Source organism: Amycolatopsis sp. CA-230715, assembly GCF_018736145.1.
Taxonomy (GTDB): domain Bacteria; phylum Actinomycetota; class Actinomycetes; order Mycobacteriales; family Pseudonocardiaceae; genus Amycolatopsis.
The window spans coordinates 5395664-5411514 of record NZ_CP059997.1; the positions used below are offsets into that span (position 1 = coordinate 5395664).

The window sequence follows — 15851 nt, forward strand, 5'->3', positions numbered from 1 at the left end:
GGTGCGACCAGGCGAGATCCTGACCGGCGAGGAGCCGGTGGCGCTCAACCCGGGCAGGCCGAGGACGACGCTGGCGGTGACCAACACCGGCGACCGCCCCGTCCAGGTCGGCTCGCACTTCCACTTCGCGGAAGTCAACGCGGCACTCGAATTCGACCGGCAGGCCGCGAAGGGGCACCGCCTCGACGTGCCAGCCGGGACGTCGGTGCGGTTCGAACCCGGTGTCGACCGGGAGGTGGTGCTGGTGCCGCTCGCCGGCCGCCAGGTCGTCCCCGGCCTGCAGCGGGGGAAGTCGTGACCGAGATAGACCGCGAGCGCTACGCCGAGCTGTTCGGTCCGACGACCGGCGACCGCATCCGGCTCGCCGACACGAACCTGCTGATCGAGGTCACCGAGGACCGCAGCCGCGGGCACGCCGCCGGTGACGAGGTGCTCTTCGGCGGCGGCAAGGTCATCCGCGAATCGATGGGCCAGGGCATGGCGACCCGCGCCGAGGGCGCGCCCGACCTGGTCATCACCGGTGCGGTGATTCTCGACCACTGGGGCGTGGTGAAGGCCGACGTCGGTGTGCGCGACGGGCGGATCACCGCGATCGGCAAGGCGGGCAACCCGGACACCATGGACGGTGTCCACCCCGCGCTCGTCATCGGCCCGTCCACGGAAGTGCTGGCGGGCAACGGGAAGATCCTCACCGCGGGCGGGATCGACTGCCACGTGCACTTCATCTGCCCGCAGCTCGTCGACACCGCGCTCGCCGCGGGCATCACCACGATGGTCGGCGGCGGCACCGGCCCGGCGGAGGGCACGAAGGCCACCACCGTCACGCCCGGCGCGTGGAACCTGGCCAGGATGCTCGTCGCGATGGACGGCCAGCCGGTCAACGTTCTCTTGCTGGGCAAGGGAAACACGGTCCGCCACGACGCGCTGCGCGAGCAGCTCGCGGCGGGCGCCGGCGGGTTCAAGCTGCACGAGGACTGGGGAAGCACGCCCGCCGCGATCGACGCGTGCCTGAGCGTCGCCGAGGAATCCGGTGTGCAGGTGGCGATCCACACCGACACGCTGAACGAGGCGGGCTTCCTGGAGTCCACTGTGGACGCGATCGGCGGCAGGTCGATCAACGCCTACCACACCGAAGGCGCGGGCGGTGGGCACGCGCCGGACATCATCGCGGTCACCGGGATCCCGAATTTCCTGCCGTCCTCGACGAATCCGACCCGCCCGCACACCGCGAACACCCTCGAAGAGCATCTCGACATGCTCATCGTGTGCCACCACCTCAACCCGTCGGTGCCGGAGGACCTCGCGTTCGCCGAGAGCCGGATCCGGCCGAGCACGATCGCCGCCGAGGACGTCCTGCACGATCTCGGTGCCATTTCGATGATGAGCTCCGATTCCCAGGCGATGGGCCGGATCGGCGAGGTGGTCATCCGCACCTGGCAGACCGCGCACGTGATGAAGGACCGCCGGGGCTCGCTCCCCGGTGACGGCGCCGCCGACAACCTGCGCGCCCGCCGCTACGTCGCCAAGTACACGATCAACCCGGCGATCGCGCACGGCATGGAGCGCGAGATCGGCTCGGTCGAGGTCGGCAAGCTCGCGGACCTGGTGCTGTGGGAGCCGAAGTTCTTCGGCGTGCGCCCGCACGTGGTGCTCAAGGGCGGTTTCCCGGCGTGGGCGGCGATGGGCGACGCGAACGCGTCCATCCCGACGCCGCAGCCGGTGCTCGCGCGCCCGATGTTCGGTGCCGCGCCCGCCGTCGCGGCGGCGAGCAGCGTCCACTTCGTCGCGCCGGAGGCAGACGGGATCGCGGAACGGTTCGGGATCACGCGGCGGCTCGCGACGGTGTCGAACACGCGCGGGCGCACGAAGGCCGACATGGTGCTCAACGACGCCGTCCCAGAGGTGCGCGTCGACCCGGACAGCTTCGCCGTGCACGTCGACGGCGACCTCATCGAACCGCGCCCGGTGACGGAACTGCCGATGGCCCAACGGTATTTCCTGTTCTGATGACGGTCTCCTCGCTCCTGCTCGCCGATTCCCGGTTCCCCGGCGGCGGTCACGTTCACTCCGGCGGGCTGGAGGAAACCGTGGTGCGCAAGCTTGTTTCGCACGTGCGTGATCTGCCGCCGTTCCTCAGTGGACGGTTGCGCACGGCGGGCGAACTGGCTGCGGTTTTCGCGGCGGCAAGCTCGCATGCCGCCGCCCGTGGTGTCTACAGTGGACATTGGGCGGAGCTGGACGCCGAACTCGACGCGCGCACACCGTCGCAGGCGCAGCGGGACGCCTCGCGGGCGCAGGGCAGGGGCACCGCGCGGGCGGGCCGGGTGGCGTGGCCGTCCCCGGTGCTCGCTGCTTTGCTGGCCGAAACCCCGCGCCCGCACCACCCGGTGATCGTCGGCGCGCTGACCGGGATCGCGGGCGGTTCGCCGAGGGACGCCGCGCTGACCGTGGCCTACCTCGCGGTCAGCGGCCCGGCGAGTGCCGCGGTCCGGTTGCTGGGGCTCGACCCGTTCGCGGTCAACGCCGTCGTCGCCGCGCTTTCCCCCGAGCTGGAAGCGGTGGCCGATCGGGCGGCCGCCGTCGCGGGCGCGCGCCCGCCCGATCTCCCCGCGCCGGGGGCACCGGCGCTCGATCTGCTCGCCGAGGCGCATGCCAGGCGGCACAAGGAAGAGGTGCGTCTCTTTGCCAGCTGAGCACGGTCACGGACACGGCCACACGCATCCGGTCAACTTCGATCCGACGGCAGCCGAGCCGGACCACTACGACGCGCCGCCGTCGAACGGCCGCGCGTACCGGATCGGGATCGGCGGGCCGGTGGGCAGCGGGAAGACCGCGCTCGTCGCCGCGTTGTGCCGCGCGCTCGGCGACGAGCTCAACCTCGCCGTGGTCACCAACGACATCTACACCACCGAGGACGCCGACTTCCTCCGCAACGAGGGCGTGCTCGACGTCGATCGCATCGAGGCCGTGCAGACCGGCGCCTGCCCGCACACCGCGATCCGCGACGACATCACCGCGAACCTGGACGCGACCGAGCGGCTGGAAGAGCGGTTTCCCGGCCTGGAACTGGTGATCATCGAAAGCGGCGGCGACAACCTCACCGCGGTGTTCAGCCGCGGCCTCGCGGACAGCCAGATCTTCGTCGTCGATGTCGCGGGCGGCGACAAGGTGCCGCGCAAGGGCGGGCCCGGGGTCACCACGGCGGACCTGCTGGTGATCAACAAGGTGGACATCGCGCATCTCGTCGGCGCCGACATGGGCGTGATGACCTCGGACGCGCACCGCATGCGCGGCGAGCTGCCGGTGCTCACCCAGTCCCTTGTGGACACTCCGGACGCGCCTGCCGTCGCGGACTGGGTGCGTTCGCTGCTGTGAAGGCGGTCGCCCGCGTCACCGCGGAGTTCGACGGCGAGCGCACGGTGCTGCGGGAACTGGCGTCGATGGCGCCGTTGATCCTGCTGCCCCGCCGGTCGAATCGTGCGGATGCCGTGGTGCACCTGGTGAACTCGGCGACCGCCCCGCTCGGCGGCGACGACCTCGACCTCACCGTGCGTGTCCGCGCGGGCGCCACGCTGCGTCTTTCGGGTGTCGCCGCGACTCTCGCCTTGCCCGGTCCGCGCGGCGAGCCGAGCAGCTCCGCGGTGCGGATCGAGGTCGAGCGCGGCGGGCGCCTCGACTACCTGCCGGAGCCGACGGTGCTCACCGCGCGGGCCCGGCACCGCGCGCTGCTCACGATCGACGCCGAACCGGGTGCGCGGGTCACGGCGAGGGAGGTGCTGGTGCTCGGCCGCGCGGGCGAGCGGCCCGGCCTGCTCGAAACGAGCCAGCACGTGGTGCGCGCCGGGACGCCGGTTCTGCGCCAGACCCTGCGGATCGGCGACCCCGCGCTCGACGCGAGCGTCGCCTACCTGGCCGGACGCCGCGTGCTGGCGACCGAGCTGCTCCTGTCCGACGACGCGCCGCGCGAGCCCGCGAGCGGCGAGTGGTGGTCGCGGACGCCGCTGGCCGCGGGCGGCACGCTGGTCACCGCGCTGGCGAACGACGCGGTGACCGCCACCCGCGAGCTGGCCTCAGCGCACGGCGGGCATGCCCAGCGCGACGGGTGACGCGCCGGGTTGCTGGCACTGGTCGTGGCAGGTGGCGTCGAGCGTGCAGCACAACGAGCAGATCGCGCCCTGCTGCTTCGAGCAGTCCGCGATGTCCGGCAGCTCGTAGGCGTCGCCGCACACCGAGCACTCGTGGGTCGCGCGGAGGTCCTCGGCCTCGATGACCGTGTTGGGGCGGGTGAGGTAGAAGCGGCCCCTGGTGGCAAAAGCGAGCACCGGGACCGCCACGAGCGCGATCACGAGCGCAGTTAGCGGGCTAAACGCGGCCAGCAGGTCCCCGAAGGCGCCGAAGTAGGCGGTGATCGACAGGGCCGAGGCGAGCAGCATCGCGCCGAACCCGACCGGGTTGATCTTGGGCAGGTAGGCGCGTTTGAACTCGATGTACCGCGGCGAGAGCCCGAGCGGTTTCGCGATCACCAGATCCGCGCACACCGCGCCGATCCACGCGATCGCCACGTTCGAGTAGAAGCCGAGGATCTTGTTGAGGAACGCGAACGCCCCGAACTCCATCAGCGCCAGCGCGATCCCGCAGTTCACCAGCACGTACCAGACCCGGCCGGGGTGGCGGTGCAGCACGCGCGAGAAGAAGTTCGCGAACGACAGCGAGCCCGAGTAGGCGTTCGTGGTGTTGATCTTGATCTGTGAGACCACCACGAACAGCGCGGCGAAGGTCAGCGCGGCGGGCCCGAGCGCGGGTTTCACGGCTTCGAGGTACGGCGCGATCGGTTCGAGCGCGTGCGTCTCGCCGACGACGCCGACCGCGAGGAAGGCCAGCAGCGCCCCGCCGATCTGCTTGAGCGCGCCCAGCACCACCCAGCCGGGGCCCGCCGCGAGCACGGCGGTCCACCACACGCGCTTGTTCTCCGGCGTCTTCTCCGGCATGAACCGCAGGTAGTCGGCCTGTTCGCCGATCTGCCCGATGAGCGAGAGCGCCACGCCCATGCCGAGCCCGAACGACACCGCCGAGAACGTCGAGCCGCGCCCGTCGAGCCCCGCGAACGCCGCGAAGTCGCCGAACCTGCCCGGCTCGCGGATCGCCACCACGACGAACGGCAGCACCAGCCCCGCGATCCACAGCGGCTGCGTCCACGTCTGCATCTTCGCCACCGCGCCCATCCCGTACAGCGCGAACGGCAGCACGATCAGCGTGGCCAGCAGGTACCCGATCGGCAGCGGGATGCCGATCGCCAGCTCGAAGGCCTGCCCCATGATCGAGCCTTCGAGCGAGAAGAAGATCACCGTGAAGCTGGCGTAGACGAGCGACGTGAGCGTCGAGCCGAAGTACCCGAACCCGGCACCACGGGTGAGCAGGTCCATGTCGACGCCGTAGCGCGCGCACGCCGACGCGATCGGGATCCCGGTCACGAAGATCACCAGCGCCGCGGCCAGGATCGCGAGCACGCCGGAGGAGAACCCGTAGGTCAGCACGATGCTGGCGCCGATGGCGAAATCGGCCAGGTAGGCGATTCCGCCGAGCGCGGTCGTCGCGACCACGAGCGGTGACCACTTCCGGAACGAATGCGCGGCGAACCGCAGCGAGTAGTCCTCGCGATCTTCGTTGGCGGCGAGTGCCGCATACCGCCGTTTCGGTGATTTCTTCGACACGGTGGTGGGATCCGCGACCGTCATACCTGCCTCCGGGAAACGAGGGGAGGCCGACGCTAGGCACGGAACTTTGCGACGGGATGGCCCCAGGTAAGCAGCGCGTAACGAGGGCGTGGTGGGAGTCACCGTTCAGTGGGTTTCGCAACGCGGAAAGAACCCCTACCGTCGGCGGGATAACACCCCCCAAGTTCAGCGATGCCCCTTACCCGGGTGCGGAGGTTGGCGATGACGATGAGCCGATCGGACACGAGCAACGCGGACGTGGCCGTGCAGTTGCCCGGGATGCGGGTCGCCTACGATGGCGACGCCTTCGACGAAACCTCGCTCGCCGCCACCTGGACCGAGCAGCTCCAGAGCTGGCTCGACCAAGCCATTTCCGCGCGCGTGCCCGAGCCCAACGCCATGGTGCTCGCCACCGCCGACGCGAACGGCTTCCCGTCCTCGCGCACCGTGCTCTGCAAGGGGCTCGACGAACGCGGCATCGTCTTCTACACGAACTACACCTCGGCGAAGAGCCACGACCTGACCGTGACCCGGTACGCGTCGGCGACCTTCCCCTGGTACCCGCTGCAGCGCCAGGTGCACGTCCGCGGCGAGGTGGAGAAGGTGTCGGTCAAGGAGACCGCCGCCTACTGGGCCTCCCGTCCGCGCGGCTCGCAGCTCGGCGCGTGGGCGTCGCCGCAGTCCCGCGTCGTCGACGGCCGCCGCGCGCTGGACAACGCGCTGCACGGCATCGAACGCCGGTTCTCCGACGTCGACGAGGTGCCCTACCCGCCGCACTGGGGCGGCTGGCGCATCCGGCCCGACACGGTCGAGTTCTGGCAGGGCCGCCAGGACCGCATGCACGACAGGCTGCGCTTCGTGCGCATCGAGGACGGCTGGCGGATCGAGCGCGTCGCTCCCTGACCTTTCCCGCCGGGGCGAGGAAAATCACCTGCACCCCGATAGTTAGCACGCCTAAGCTCGCGGGTTGTGACCAAGGATCTGGGGACAGCTCGGCAGGAGCAGGAGGAATCCGGCGATTCGCCGGAGGGAAAACGGCGGGGGCTGCGCAAGCTGCTCAGCTCGGTCGTCGTCGACATCCGGCCGCTGAAGGTTCCGGCCTTCCGCAGGCTGTGGGTGTCGACGGCGGTCACGTCGCTCGGTAGCCAGCTCACCGTCGTCGCGGTACCGGCGCAGATCTTCGACATCACCCATTCCTCGGCCTACGTCGGCTTGACCGGCGCGGTGGCCGTGGTCCCGCTGCTGGTGTTCGGCATCTGGGGCGGCGCGATCGCGGACACCGTCGACCGGCGCAAGCTGCTGCTGTTCGGCAACGTCGGGATCGCGATCGTGTCGGCGCTGCTGTGGCTGCAGGCGTTCGTCGGCCTCGGTTCGGTGTGGGTCGTGCTCGCTCTGCTCGGTCTCAACCAGGCGTTCTTCGCGGTCAACATGCCCACCCGCAGCGCGGTGATCGCGCGCCTGGTGCCGTCGAACCTGCTGCCCGCGGCGAACGCGCTCGGCAGCACGGTGGTCAGCTTCGGCGCGGTGTTCGGCCCGATGGCCGCCGGTGCACTGCTCCCGGTGCTTGGCCTGTCCACGCTGTACCTGCTTGACACGATCGCGCTGATCATCACGCTGTGGGCGGTGTTCCGGCTGCCCGCGATGCCGCCGCTGTCCGGCACGATCCGCCGTGCGGGGATCCGCGACGTGCTCGACGGCTTCAAGTACATGGCCGCGCAGAAGGTGCTGCTGGCGTCGTTCGTCGTGGACGTCATCGCGATGGTGTTCGGCATGCCGAGGGCGCTGTTCCCGGAGATGGCGGAGCGCACCTTCGGCGACCCGCCCGGCGGCGGGATCGCGCTCGGCTGGATGTTCGCCGCGATCCCGATCGGCGCGATGGTCATCGGCCTGCTCTCCGGCTGGCTCGGCAAGGTGCGCAGGCAGGGCGTCGCGGTCGCGATCGCGATCTGCGCGTGGGGCGCGGCGATGATCGGGTTCGGGCTGGCCGATTCGCTGTGGCTCGCGGTCGTGTTCCTGATGCTCGGCGGTATGGCGGACATGGTCAGCGCGGTCTACCGGATGGCGATCCTGCAGACGGCCGCGACCGACGAGATGCGCGGGCGGATGCAGGGCGCGTTCACCGTGGTGGTCGCGGGCGGGCCACGGCTGGCGGACATGACGCACGGCTGGGCGGCGGCCGGGGTCGGCACGGCCGCCGCGGCTTCGGGCGGCGGCGCGCTGGTCATCGTGGCCGTGCTCGTCGCGTGCGCGCTGCTCCCGGCGTTCTGGAAGTACCGGGCCAAGACGACCTGACCGAAAGATATACGCGTATCGTCCTGGTATGCGTAAAAAGTGGGGATTCGCCCTGATCGTGACCGCAGCCATGCTGACCGCGGCCTGCGGGAGTGAAAAGCCCGCCGAAAAGCCCAAGCCGAGCAGTGCGGCCGCGCCGGTGAAGGCCGACGTCAAGCAGCCGTGCTCCCTGTTGCCGGACAAGGAGTTCAGCACCGTCACCAAGGTCAAGCAGGTGCGCGCCGAGACGCTGCCGGAGAAGACCACGCCCGAGAACCACGGCACCGCCCGCACCTGTTCCTACGCCGACGGCGGCCGCAAGCTCGGCGCGCTGGCGGTGACCACCTACGAGGGCAACCCGATCACGCCGAAGGCGATGATCGACGGGCTCAAGGCGAAGAAGCCGGGCGCGCAGGACATCGCCGGTGTCGCCGACGCGACCTACTACGTCGACAAGGAGCACAAGTCCGCGGTGGCGGCCGCGGCGAAGGTGGTCAACGGGACACCGGTGCTGATCGGGTTCAGCGGACCGGAGACGGTCAAGCGCGAGGAACTCGTCGAACTCGTGAAGCGCGCCTCCTCGAAAGTCTGATTAGGACTTTCCTCGCGCCGGGGGCTGAGGCAGACTTCCCTGCCATGGCTGAGAGCGCGGTGGTGGAGGAGACCGGCGAACCGGCGCTGCGGCGGGTGATGGGCCCGAAGCTGCTGTTGCTGTTCGTCGCGGGCGACATCATCGGCACCGGGGTGTACGCGCTGACCGGGCAGGTGGCCTCCCGCGTCGGCGGCGCGCTGTGGCTGCCGTTCCTGATCGCGTTCGTGGTGGCGTTCATGACCGCGTTCAGCTACCTCGAACTCGTCGGCAAGTACCCGAAGGCGGCGGGCGCGGCGCTCTACACCAACCGCGCGTTCAAGAAGCCGTTCTTTACCTTCATGGTGGCCTTCGCCGTGATGTGCAGCGGCATCACGTCGGCCTCCTCGGCCGCGGTCGCGTTCTCGAACACCTACCTGCGCTCGTTCGTCGACTGGCCGGGCTGGCTCATCGCGCCGCTGTTCGTGGTGGGGCTCGCGCTGATCAACTTCCGCGGCGTCAGCGAGTCGGTCAAGGCGAACGTGGTGCTGACGTTCATCGAGCTGTCCGGGCTGCTGATCATCATCGGCGTCGGCGCGTGGGCGGTGCTCAACGGCAAGGGCGACGCGGGCAGGCTCGTCGAGATCGACACCGCCAACAGCAGCTGGCTGGTGGCCGTCACGTCGGCGACCTCGCTGGCGTTCTTCGCGATGGTCGGGTTCGAGGACTCGGTGAACATGGCCGAGGAGTGCAAGGACCCGGTGCGGATCTTCCCCAAGGCGATGCTGTGGGGCATGGTCATCGCCGCCACGATCTACGTGCTCGTCGCGCTGACGTCTTCGCTGCTGGTGCCGCCAGGCGATCTCGCCGCCGCGAAGAGCGACGCACTGCTGAAAGTGCTCGACATCGGCGCGCCGGGCTTCCCCCGCGAGATCTTCTCCGGGATCGGCCTGTTCGCGGTGATCAACTCGGCGCTGATCAACATGCTGATGGCGAGCAGGCTCCTCTACGGCATGGCGAACGAGAAGATCATCCCGAAGCAGCTCGGGATCGTGCACCGCGGGCGGCGGACCCCGTGGGTGTCGATCGTGTTCACCAGCCTGATCGCCATCATTCTGGTGTCCACTGTAGACATCAGCGTGCTCGGCGGCACGACCGCGCTCCTGCTGCTGGTGGTGTTCGCCGTGGTCAACGTCGCGGTTCTGGTGCTGCGCAAGGAAAAGGTGGGGCACAAGCACTTCAGGACCCCGACCGCGGTGCCCGTGCTGGCCGCCGTCTTCTGCCTTTACCTGGCGAGCCCGCTTTCGGGGCGCCCGGTGCGGGACTACGTGGTGGCCGCGATCCTGCTCGCCGCGGGCCTCCTCCTGTGGCTGGTGAACCGCTTCCTCCTGGCGCGCGAAACTTCAAGCAGCTCCACCTAGGGCTCCGGTCAGGCATGCCCCGAAGGTGGCCTTTTGGGCGCTAGACGACACAAATTCACCCCTCGCACGCCTGCCAGCCACAACGCGCATGCCGTGAAGGTGGCTTTCGGGGCGCTCAATGCCCTGAAAGCCACCTTCGGGGCATCAGCAGATCCCCGCCGAGACAGCGGAAGCCCATACCAGGGCGAAGTTCGCGGCGCTGGTATGGCTGAAAGGCCAGCCCTGACATCTATAGGAGTATCCTTCGGGGACTCGCGTTCCGAGCCTCATCCTCGGCGTAGCAGGCGGAGTTCGTCCGGGCTGTGGGCGGAAAAGATCCGGATGTCGTCGCGGTGTTCCGCGGCCAGCGCCCGCAGGCGCCGCAGATTTTCCTTGCGCTCGGCCGAAATCGTCTGCACGAGCACCTGGAACGTGGCGAGTCCCGGGGTGCAGTGCGGGTCGAACGGCGAGAGTTGCCCGTGGAAGAAGTAGGCGTCCCCGGCGTGCAGGAGCCAGCCGTCGCCGGTGTCCACCGCGACACCGGTGTGTCCCGCGGTGTGCCCGGAGAGCGGCACCAGCAGGATCTCCGGCGGCAGGCCCTTCAGTTCGCGGACCGCGTCGAAACCGAACCAGTTTTCCCCGTGCTCGCCGTAGGTCTGCCAGCGCGGGCCGTGCTGGAACTGGATTTGCCGGTACCGCGTGCGTTCCACCCTGTTCCTCGGCCGCGTGAGCGCCTGGTGTTCGCGCTCGTAGACGTGCACGGTGGCTTCGGGGAAGTCGGCGAGGCCACCGGCGTGGTCGAGGTCGAGATGCGTGAGCACGATGTCCCGCACGTCCTCCGGCGCGAAACCGAGCGCTTTCACTTGCGCCAGCGCGGTTTCCTCGCCACGTGGCCGCGCGCCGGTCAACGCGATGAACCCGGAGCCGAGCCAGTCGCGGGGACGCGTGATCGCCCGGTGCCCGAACCCGGTGTCCACGAGCACCAGCCCGGATCCGGTTTCGATCAGCAGCGCGTGGCAGACGAGTTCCGCGCGGTGCAGGTACCCGCCCTGCCCGTCGATGAGCCGCCCGCCGAGCGGACGCAGCGTGCCGAGGTTCAGGTGGTGGACGCGCATCGGCCGCTACTCCCGGAAGTCGCTGCTGATCCAGTGCTCGGGGCGCACGCGGATGGTCACTTCGTCCGCCCCCGCCATCGCGGCGAGGAACCCTTCCGCGGCCTCCTTCTCGAGATACCGGTGCGCGACCGCCTCGAGATCCTCTTCGGCACTCGTGGTGATGGCGGTGACCGGCCCTTCGACGGTGACGTACCGGTAGGGCGGCGTTTCGACCTGGACCGACAGGCTGATCCGGCCCGCGGCTTCGATGAGCCGGTGCTTCAACGAGCCCTTCCCGGTGTTGATCACGAGTTCGCCGCCGGGGGCGTAGAGGTACCAGATCGGCACGGTCAGCGGGGCGCGACCGTCCTCGCGCGCCACGCCCACTACGCCGACATGAACCTCCGCGAGGAACGCCTCGCGCTCTTCCACGGTCATCTTGCGGGCCATCAGAAAAGCTCCTTTTCCAGTGTGGTGCGGAAGTGTGCCGCGACCGTCCTCAGTGGAGAGACGTCGCGCAGTGTCTTGGCGAACAGCAGCGCGCCCTCGATCGAGGCGAGCGCGACGACGCTCAGCTCGGTGGCGCGCTCACGGGAGATCCCTTGCTCGGCAAGGTAACCGATCAGGACCTGCTGCCAGTGCCGGTACCCGTCGCCGCAGGCGACCCTGATCAGCTCGCTGTCGTCCGCGGCGTCCAATGCGACCGTCGCGAGTGGACAGCCGCGGCGGAAGTCAGACTCCTCCAGTGAAGCGGCGAGGTAGTCGACCAAAGTGGACACGGCGTCGGCCGCGGTCCGCGAATCGCGCAGCAGTGCCGCGATCGCCTCGGCGAACTGCTCGCTCGACGAGCGCAGCGCCTCCGCGGCGAGCTGTTCCTTGCCGCCGGGGAAGTGGAAGTACAGCGAGCCCTTCGGTGCGCCGCCCTCGGTGACGAGCTGGTTGAGCCCGGTCGCGTGGTAGCCCTGGGTGCGGAACAGCTCGGCCGCGGTCCGCAGCATGCGCTCCCGGGTGTCGGTCCTCCTCGTCACGACGCCACCGTAGCCCAAACTATGACGACCGGTCTAGTAACTTGCCTCCCCGTTCGCGGACCAGGCGGGATCGGTAGATTCGCGGCCATGGCCAATCCCACCGGAGAGCAGTTCGAGATCACCCGCGGCTCCGCTCGCGCCGTCGTCACCGAGATCGGTGCCGGCCTGCGCGCCTTCGAGATCGGCGGCGTCGGATACGTCGAGGAGTTCGACGCGGACGCGAATCCGCCGAAGGGCGCGGGGCAGGTCTTGCTGCCGTGGCCGAACCGCACGAAGGGCGCCGAGTGGGTCTTCGACGGCGAAACGCAGCACCTCGAAGTGACCGAAGCGGCCCGCGGCAACGCGATCCACGGTCTGACCAGGCACAAGGAGTGGCAGCTCGTCGAGCACGCCGAATCCTCGATCACCTTCGAGATCGGCATCGACGGCGAGCCGGGCTGGCCGGTGCCGCTGCACGCCACGATCACCTACGACCTGGCGCCGCGCGAGCTGACCGTCACGCACGAGATCCGCAACGAGGGTGAGCGGGCGATCGGCGTCGGCGTCGGGACGCACCCGTACTTCCGGATCGGCGAGGTGCCGACCGACGAGCTGACGCTGACACTGGCCGCCACCCGCGTCCGCCCCTTCGACGCCGACGAGCAACTGCCCTACGGCGACGAACAGGACGTCGAAGGCACCGAGTACGACTTCCGCGAAGGGCGCCTGCTCGGCGGCGTCGATCTCGACACCGCGTTCGGCGGCATCGCGACCGGCGACGACGGCGTGCACCGGCACTACCTGTCGCACGAGGACCGCACGCTGGAAGTCTGGACGGGCCCCGATTTCGGCTGGGTCCAGGTGTTCACCCCGGACGATCTCGTCGGGCGCGGCCGCGCGGTCGCGATCGAGCCGATGACCTGCCCCGCCGACGCGCTCAACTCCGGCACCGACCTCATCGGACTCGAACCGGGCACCTCGTGGACCGGTTCGTGGGGTGTCCGCGTGCACTGACGCTGCCCGTTCGTTCCGAAGTGGACGGTATACTTTCCCCGTGTCCCACCGAGAACCGATCGTCCTCACCGCCGCCGACGCCGGCGAGCTGATGAGCTTGCAGCGCGCCGCGATCGTCAGCGAACTGCGGGCCCACCGCGATCTCGACCTGCCCCCGGCGACCGAGACCCTCGACGAAGTGCGGGCGGTCTTCGACGATCCGATGTGGTCGGTGTGGGGCATCCGCGAAGAGGGACGCTTGGTGGCCTGCGTCCGGATCAGGGACGACGGTGACGCGGTGTGGATCGCGCGCCTGATGGTCGCGCCGGACCGCCAGGGCGAAGGCTTCGGGAGCGGCCTGCTGACGGCGGCCGAAGCGCGCTTTCCCGCTGCGGCGCGCCGGGCGCGGATGTCTACCGGATCCGCGGCAGAGCACCAACTCAAGCTCTACGCGCGGCTCGGATACCAGGAGACGCACCGGATTCCGCAGTCCGGGTACGACGTGGTGTACCTCGAGAAGGTCCTCGAAGGCTGATCAGCGCAGGGCCGCGGCGATCCCGTCGAGGATCATGCCGAGCCCGAACGCGTAATCGTCGGTCGCCGGTGTCTCGAAGGCGGCCGAGCCGAAGAGCTTGGCCGTTTCCGGGAAGCGCTCGGCGGTGACCAGGCCGGCCAGCGCGCGTCCGTACTCGCGTTCCGCGCTCGCCTGGCTCTGCTCGCCCCTGCCCTCCGCCATCTCGTGCGAGAGCTGCACGGAATGGCGCACGTATCCGCCGAGGACGCCGAGCACGCCGACCTTCTCCATCCAGCCGAGCCCGGTCCTGGCCAGCGACGCCAGCGCGACCTCCATCCAGGCGATCTCGTGGGGGCCCGACGGTGGACCGGACAGCGGGATCCCGATGAGCCAGGGGCGGCGCGCGTAGACGTCGCGCTGGGCGTCCGCCCACGCGCGGAGGCCGTCCCGCCACCGTGAGGTGTCGATGGGCGGCGGCGCGCCGAGCCCGGCGTCGCGCATCAAGACGAGCAGTTCGTCCTTCGAGCCGACGTACCGGTAAAGCGACATGCTGGTGAAACCCAGCGCCTTCGCGACCTTCGGCAGGGTCACCCCGGCGAGGCCGTCGCGGTCGGCGAGTTCGATCGCGGCCGCCACGACGCTGGTCACGTCCAGCTCCGCACGCCTGCCCAGGCGCGCGGGCTCGGACAGGCCCCAGAGCCTGCGCAGCTCCGCGGGCACCTCGTCCTGCCTGGTCATCCGCCTCCGTCCGCCGGTCGTCGGCCCCAGGTTAGTCATCGCTGTTTGCGGACCATTAGTTTATCTGACATAGTTTCTTTTATAAACAAACGGGGGGTTCGATGAGAACACGATGGCTCTTCCCAGTGGCGGTGGTCCTGGGCATGACCGGGTACATGGTGTCGGCGTACCTTCCCCCGGACCTGGCCACCAGCAGGGTCGACGTGCAAGGGGACCCGGTGCGCTACTGGCTGCTGGTGGGCCACATCGGGTTCGGCACGATCGCCACGGTCGCCGGGCTGGCGCAGTTCTGGCCGTGGCTGCGGCGAATCTGTCCGCGCGCGCACCGGTGGGTCGGGCGGATGTACTTCTATGCCGGAGTCTTCCCGGCGATGGTCCTGACGGTGCCGGTGGTGCTGGCGAGCGAAAGCGGGATGTCCAATGTGAGCGCGCTGGTCGCGATGCTCGTGATGTGGGCGGTCACGGGTGTCGCCGGGCTGCGTGCCGCGCGGTCGCGCCGGTTCCGCGACCACCGCGCGTGGATGATCCGCAACTACGCGGTCACGGTTGCCGTGCACGCGTCGCGGATGTGGGGCGCGGTCGTGATCCCGCTCGTGCTCCTGCAGGCCGACGGCCCCGCCTACCAGGGCGACACGCGCGCGATCATCCACGACATCGCGGGCTCGGGCGCGTGGCTCGGGCTCTTCGTCAACCTCGCTGTCGTCGAGTGGTACCTGCGGCGTCGTGCTCAGCCGGTGAAGACCGCGCGCAACTCGTCCTCGTCGACCGAGTCGGGGACCGTGCCGTCGGCGGCGTACCGGTAGAGCACCGTCTGGTAGACCCCGCTCAACGCGGACGCGAATACCCCTACCAGCACGAGCCAAGCGCAGGACAGTCCACTGCAGACGTACAAAGTGGGCAGTCCGCCGATCGCGGCGCCGGTACCGAGGATCGCCCCGATCCCACCGAGACCGACGAGCGTGGTGAGCAGTTCGAGGCCGACCTGGCCCGAAATGTTCTCGCCCCAGGTGCGCCGGAGCAGCTCACCCGCGCGCCTCGGAGTGTCGCGGATCCTGGTGTCTTCGAGTACGAGGATCGGGATGAACAGGTAGTTGAGTACTCGCCACGCGATGCCTGCCACGCCGCGAAACAGCACGCCTGCCACTTCGACGGAGGAGTCGATCAGGCCGATCAGCACGGATCCGGTCGCCGAAAACGTCGAGTAGGCGAACAGCTTGCCCCAGCGCCTGCCCGCCTCGGCGAATCCGGCGCCGACCCGCGGCCGCCCGCCGCGAAGCGCGACATCCGCCTGGGTGATCAGCGCCGCGCGAAACGAAGTGCTGACCATCGCGGTCGTGAGGTAGCACGCCACCGCGAGGATGATCGAACCCGAGCCGATGCCGTCGCGCTGCGCGGTGAAGATCGCGGGCGTGAGGAAGGCCGCCGCCACGATCAGCATCGTCAGCGCGGCGAGCACCGGGAACACCGCGAGCCTGCCGTGGCGGCGGAGTAGCCCGGTGGACAGCCTGAGCATCGCGAACGCGCGCGACCAGTACCCCATTCGATCTCCCCA

General features: G+C 69.7%; 18 protein-coding genes. 12 read left to right on the forward strand and 6 right to left on the reverse strand.

Going from position 1 to position 15851, the window contains the following annotated elements; genetic code table 11:
- Position 1 precedes the first annotated feature (1 nt).
- The 5 genes from HUW46_RS26065 to HUW46_RS26085 are packed head-to-tail and all read left to right on the forward strand — an operon-like array spanning position 2 to position 4106.
- The gene (locus HUW46_RS26065; protein WP_215541438.1) at positions 2-298 is read left to right on the forward strand and encodes an urease subunit beta; all 297 of its coding nucleotides are present in this window, start codon (positions 2-4) and stop codon (positions 296-298) included.
- On the forward strand, positions 295-2007 hold the full coding sequence (locus tag HUW46_RS26070; protein WP_215541439.1) for an urease subunit alpha: 1713 nt from the start codon (positions 295-297) through the stop codon (positions 2005-2007). Before HUW46_RS26065 ends, HUW46_RS26070 begins: the two co-directional genes overlap by 4 nt.
- The gene (locus HUW46_RS26075) at positions 2007-2693 is read left to right on the forward strand and encodes an urease accessory protein UreF (RefSeq protein WP_215541440.1); all 687 of its coding nucleotides are present in this window, start codon (positions 2007-2009) and stop codon (positions 2691-2693) included. The genes HUW46_RS26070 and HUW46_RS26075 overlap by 1 nt, the downstream gene beginning before the upstream one ends.
- The gene (gene ureG / locus HUW46_RS26080) at positions 2650-3375 is read left to right on the forward strand and encodes an urease accessory protein UreG (RefSeq protein WP_215541441.1); all 726 of its coding nucleotides are present in this window, start codon (positions 2650-2652) and stop codon (positions 3373-3375) included. Before HUW46_RS26075 ends, ureG begins: the two co-directional genes overlap by 44 nt.
- Positions 3372-4106 (forward strand): urease accessory protein UreD, encoded by a 735-nt coding sequence (locus HUW46_RS26085; RefSeq protein ID WP_215541442.1) that lies wholly within the window; start codon positions 3372-3374, stop codon positions 4104-4106. The genes ureG and HUW46_RS26085 overlap by 4 nt, the downstream gene beginning before the upstream one ends.
- On the opposite strand, the gene HUW46_RS26090 is transcribed toward HUW46_RS26085, so the two are convergent.
- Positions 4071-5735: a purine-cytosine permease family protein gene (locus tag HUW46_RS26090; protein ID WP_215541443.1), complete on the reverse strand. Its 1665-nt coding sequence runs from the start codon at positions 5733-5735 to the stop codon at positions 4071-4073. The two genes, HUW46_RS26085 and HUW46_RS26090, sit on opposite strands and share 36 nt — an antisense overlap.
- A gap of 201 nt (positions 5736-5936) precedes the next feature.
- Between HUW46_RS26090 and pdxH the strand changes: the two genes are divergently transcribed.
- From pdxH to HUW46_RS26110, 4 genes are all read left to right on the forward strand, one after another.
- A complete protein-coding gene (gene pdxH / locus HUW46_RS26095; protein ID WP_442860858.1) occupies positions 5937-6617 on the forward strand; it encodes a pyridoxamine 5'-phosphate oxidase in 681 nt (226 codons plus the stop codon).
- 141 nt (positions 6618-6758) lie between these two features.
- A complete protein-coding gene (locus HUW46_RS26100) occupies positions 6759-8006 on the forward strand; it encodes an MFS transporter (RefSeq protein WP_215550121.1) in 1248 nt (415 codons plus the stop codon).
- Positions 8007-8034: 28 nt separating this feature from the next.
- Entirely contained in the window at positions 8035-8577 is a 543-nt protein-coding gene (locus HUW46_RS26105; protein ID WP_215541444.1) for a DUF3558 domain-containing protein, read from the forward strand.
- Between the two features lie 44 nt (positions 8578-8621).
- The gene (locus tag HUW46_RS26110; RefSeq protein WP_215541445.1) at positions 8622-9974 is read left to right on the forward strand and encodes an APC family permease; all 1353 of its coding nucleotides are present in this window, start codon (positions 8622-8624) and stop codon (positions 9972-9974) included.
- A 266-nt stretch (positions 9975-10240) separates the two neighbouring features.
- Here the strand turns inward: HUW46_RS26110 and HUW46_RS26115 are convergent, their stop codons facing one another.
- Genes HUW46_RS26115 through HUW46_RS26125 form a run of 3 tightly spaced genes read right to left on the reverse strand, consistent with a single transcriptional unit; the run spans position 10241 to position 12075 of the window.
- Positions 10241-11068, reverse strand: a complete 828-nt coding sequence (locus tag HUW46_RS26115) for an MBL fold metallo-hydrolase (RefSeq protein ID WP_215541446.1) — start codon at positions 11066-11068, stop codon at positions 10241-10243.
- Between the two features lie 6 nt (positions 11069-11074).
- The gene (locus tag HUW46_RS26120; protein WP_215541447.1) at positions 11075-11497 is read right to left on the reverse strand and encodes a pyridoxamine 5'-phosphate oxidase family protein; all 423 of its coding nucleotides are present in this window, start codon (positions 11495-11497) and stop codon (positions 11075-11077) included.
- Positions 11497-12075, reverse strand: a complete 579-nt coding sequence (locus tag HUW46_RS26125) for a TetR/AcrR family transcriptional regulator (protein ID WP_215541448.1) — start codon at positions 12073-12075, stop codon at positions 11497-11499. The genes HUW46_RS26120 and HUW46_RS26125 overlap by 1 nt, the downstream gene beginning before the upstream one ends.
- 87 nt (positions 12076-12162) lie before the next feature.
- Between HUW46_RS26125 and HUW46_RS26130 the strand changes: the two genes are divergently transcribed.
- Both HUW46_RS26130 and HUW46_RS26135 read left to right on the forward strand, forming a co-directional pair.
- Complete coding sequence (locus HUW46_RS26130; RefSeq protein ID WP_215541449.1) at positions 12163-13068, forward strand: aldose 1-epimerase family protein; 906 nt, start codon at positions 12163-12165, stop codon at positions 13066-13068.
- A gap of 40 nt (positions 13069-13108) precedes the next feature.
- The gene (locus tag HUW46_RS26135; protein ID WP_254124924.1) at positions 13109-13582 is read left to right on the forward strand and encodes a GNAT family N-acetyltransferase; all 474 of its coding nucleotides are present in this window, start codon (positions 13109-13111) and stop codon (positions 13580-13582) included.
- On the opposite strand, the gene HUW46_RS26140 is transcribed toward HUW46_RS26135, so the two are convergent.
- A complete protein-coding gene (locus HUW46_RS26140; RefSeq protein ID WP_215541450.1) occupies positions 13583-14299 on the reverse strand; it encodes a TetR/AcrR family transcriptional regulator in 717 nt (238 codons plus the stop codon). It lies immediately after the preceding gene.
- Positions 14300-14442: 143 nt separating this feature from the next.
- Between HUW46_RS26140 and HUW46_RS26145 the strand changes: the two genes are divergently transcribed.
- Positions 14443-15102 carry a DUF2306 domain-containing protein gene (locus HUW46_RS26145; protein ID WP_215541451.1) on the forward strand — a complete coding sequence of 220 codons (660 nt, stop codon included), beginning with the start codon at positions 14443-14445 and terminating at the stop codon, positions 15100-15102.
- Here HUW46_RS26145 and HUW46_RS26150 read toward each other — a convergent pair.
- Complete coding sequence (locus HUW46_RS26150; RefSeq protein ID WP_215541452.1) at positions 15027-15839, reverse strand: DUF6159 family protein; 813 nt, start codon at positions 15837-15839, stop codon at positions 15027-15029. The two genes, HUW46_RS26145 and HUW46_RS26150, sit on opposite strands and share 76 nt — an antisense overlap.
- Positions 15840-15851: the final 12 nt, after the last annotated feature.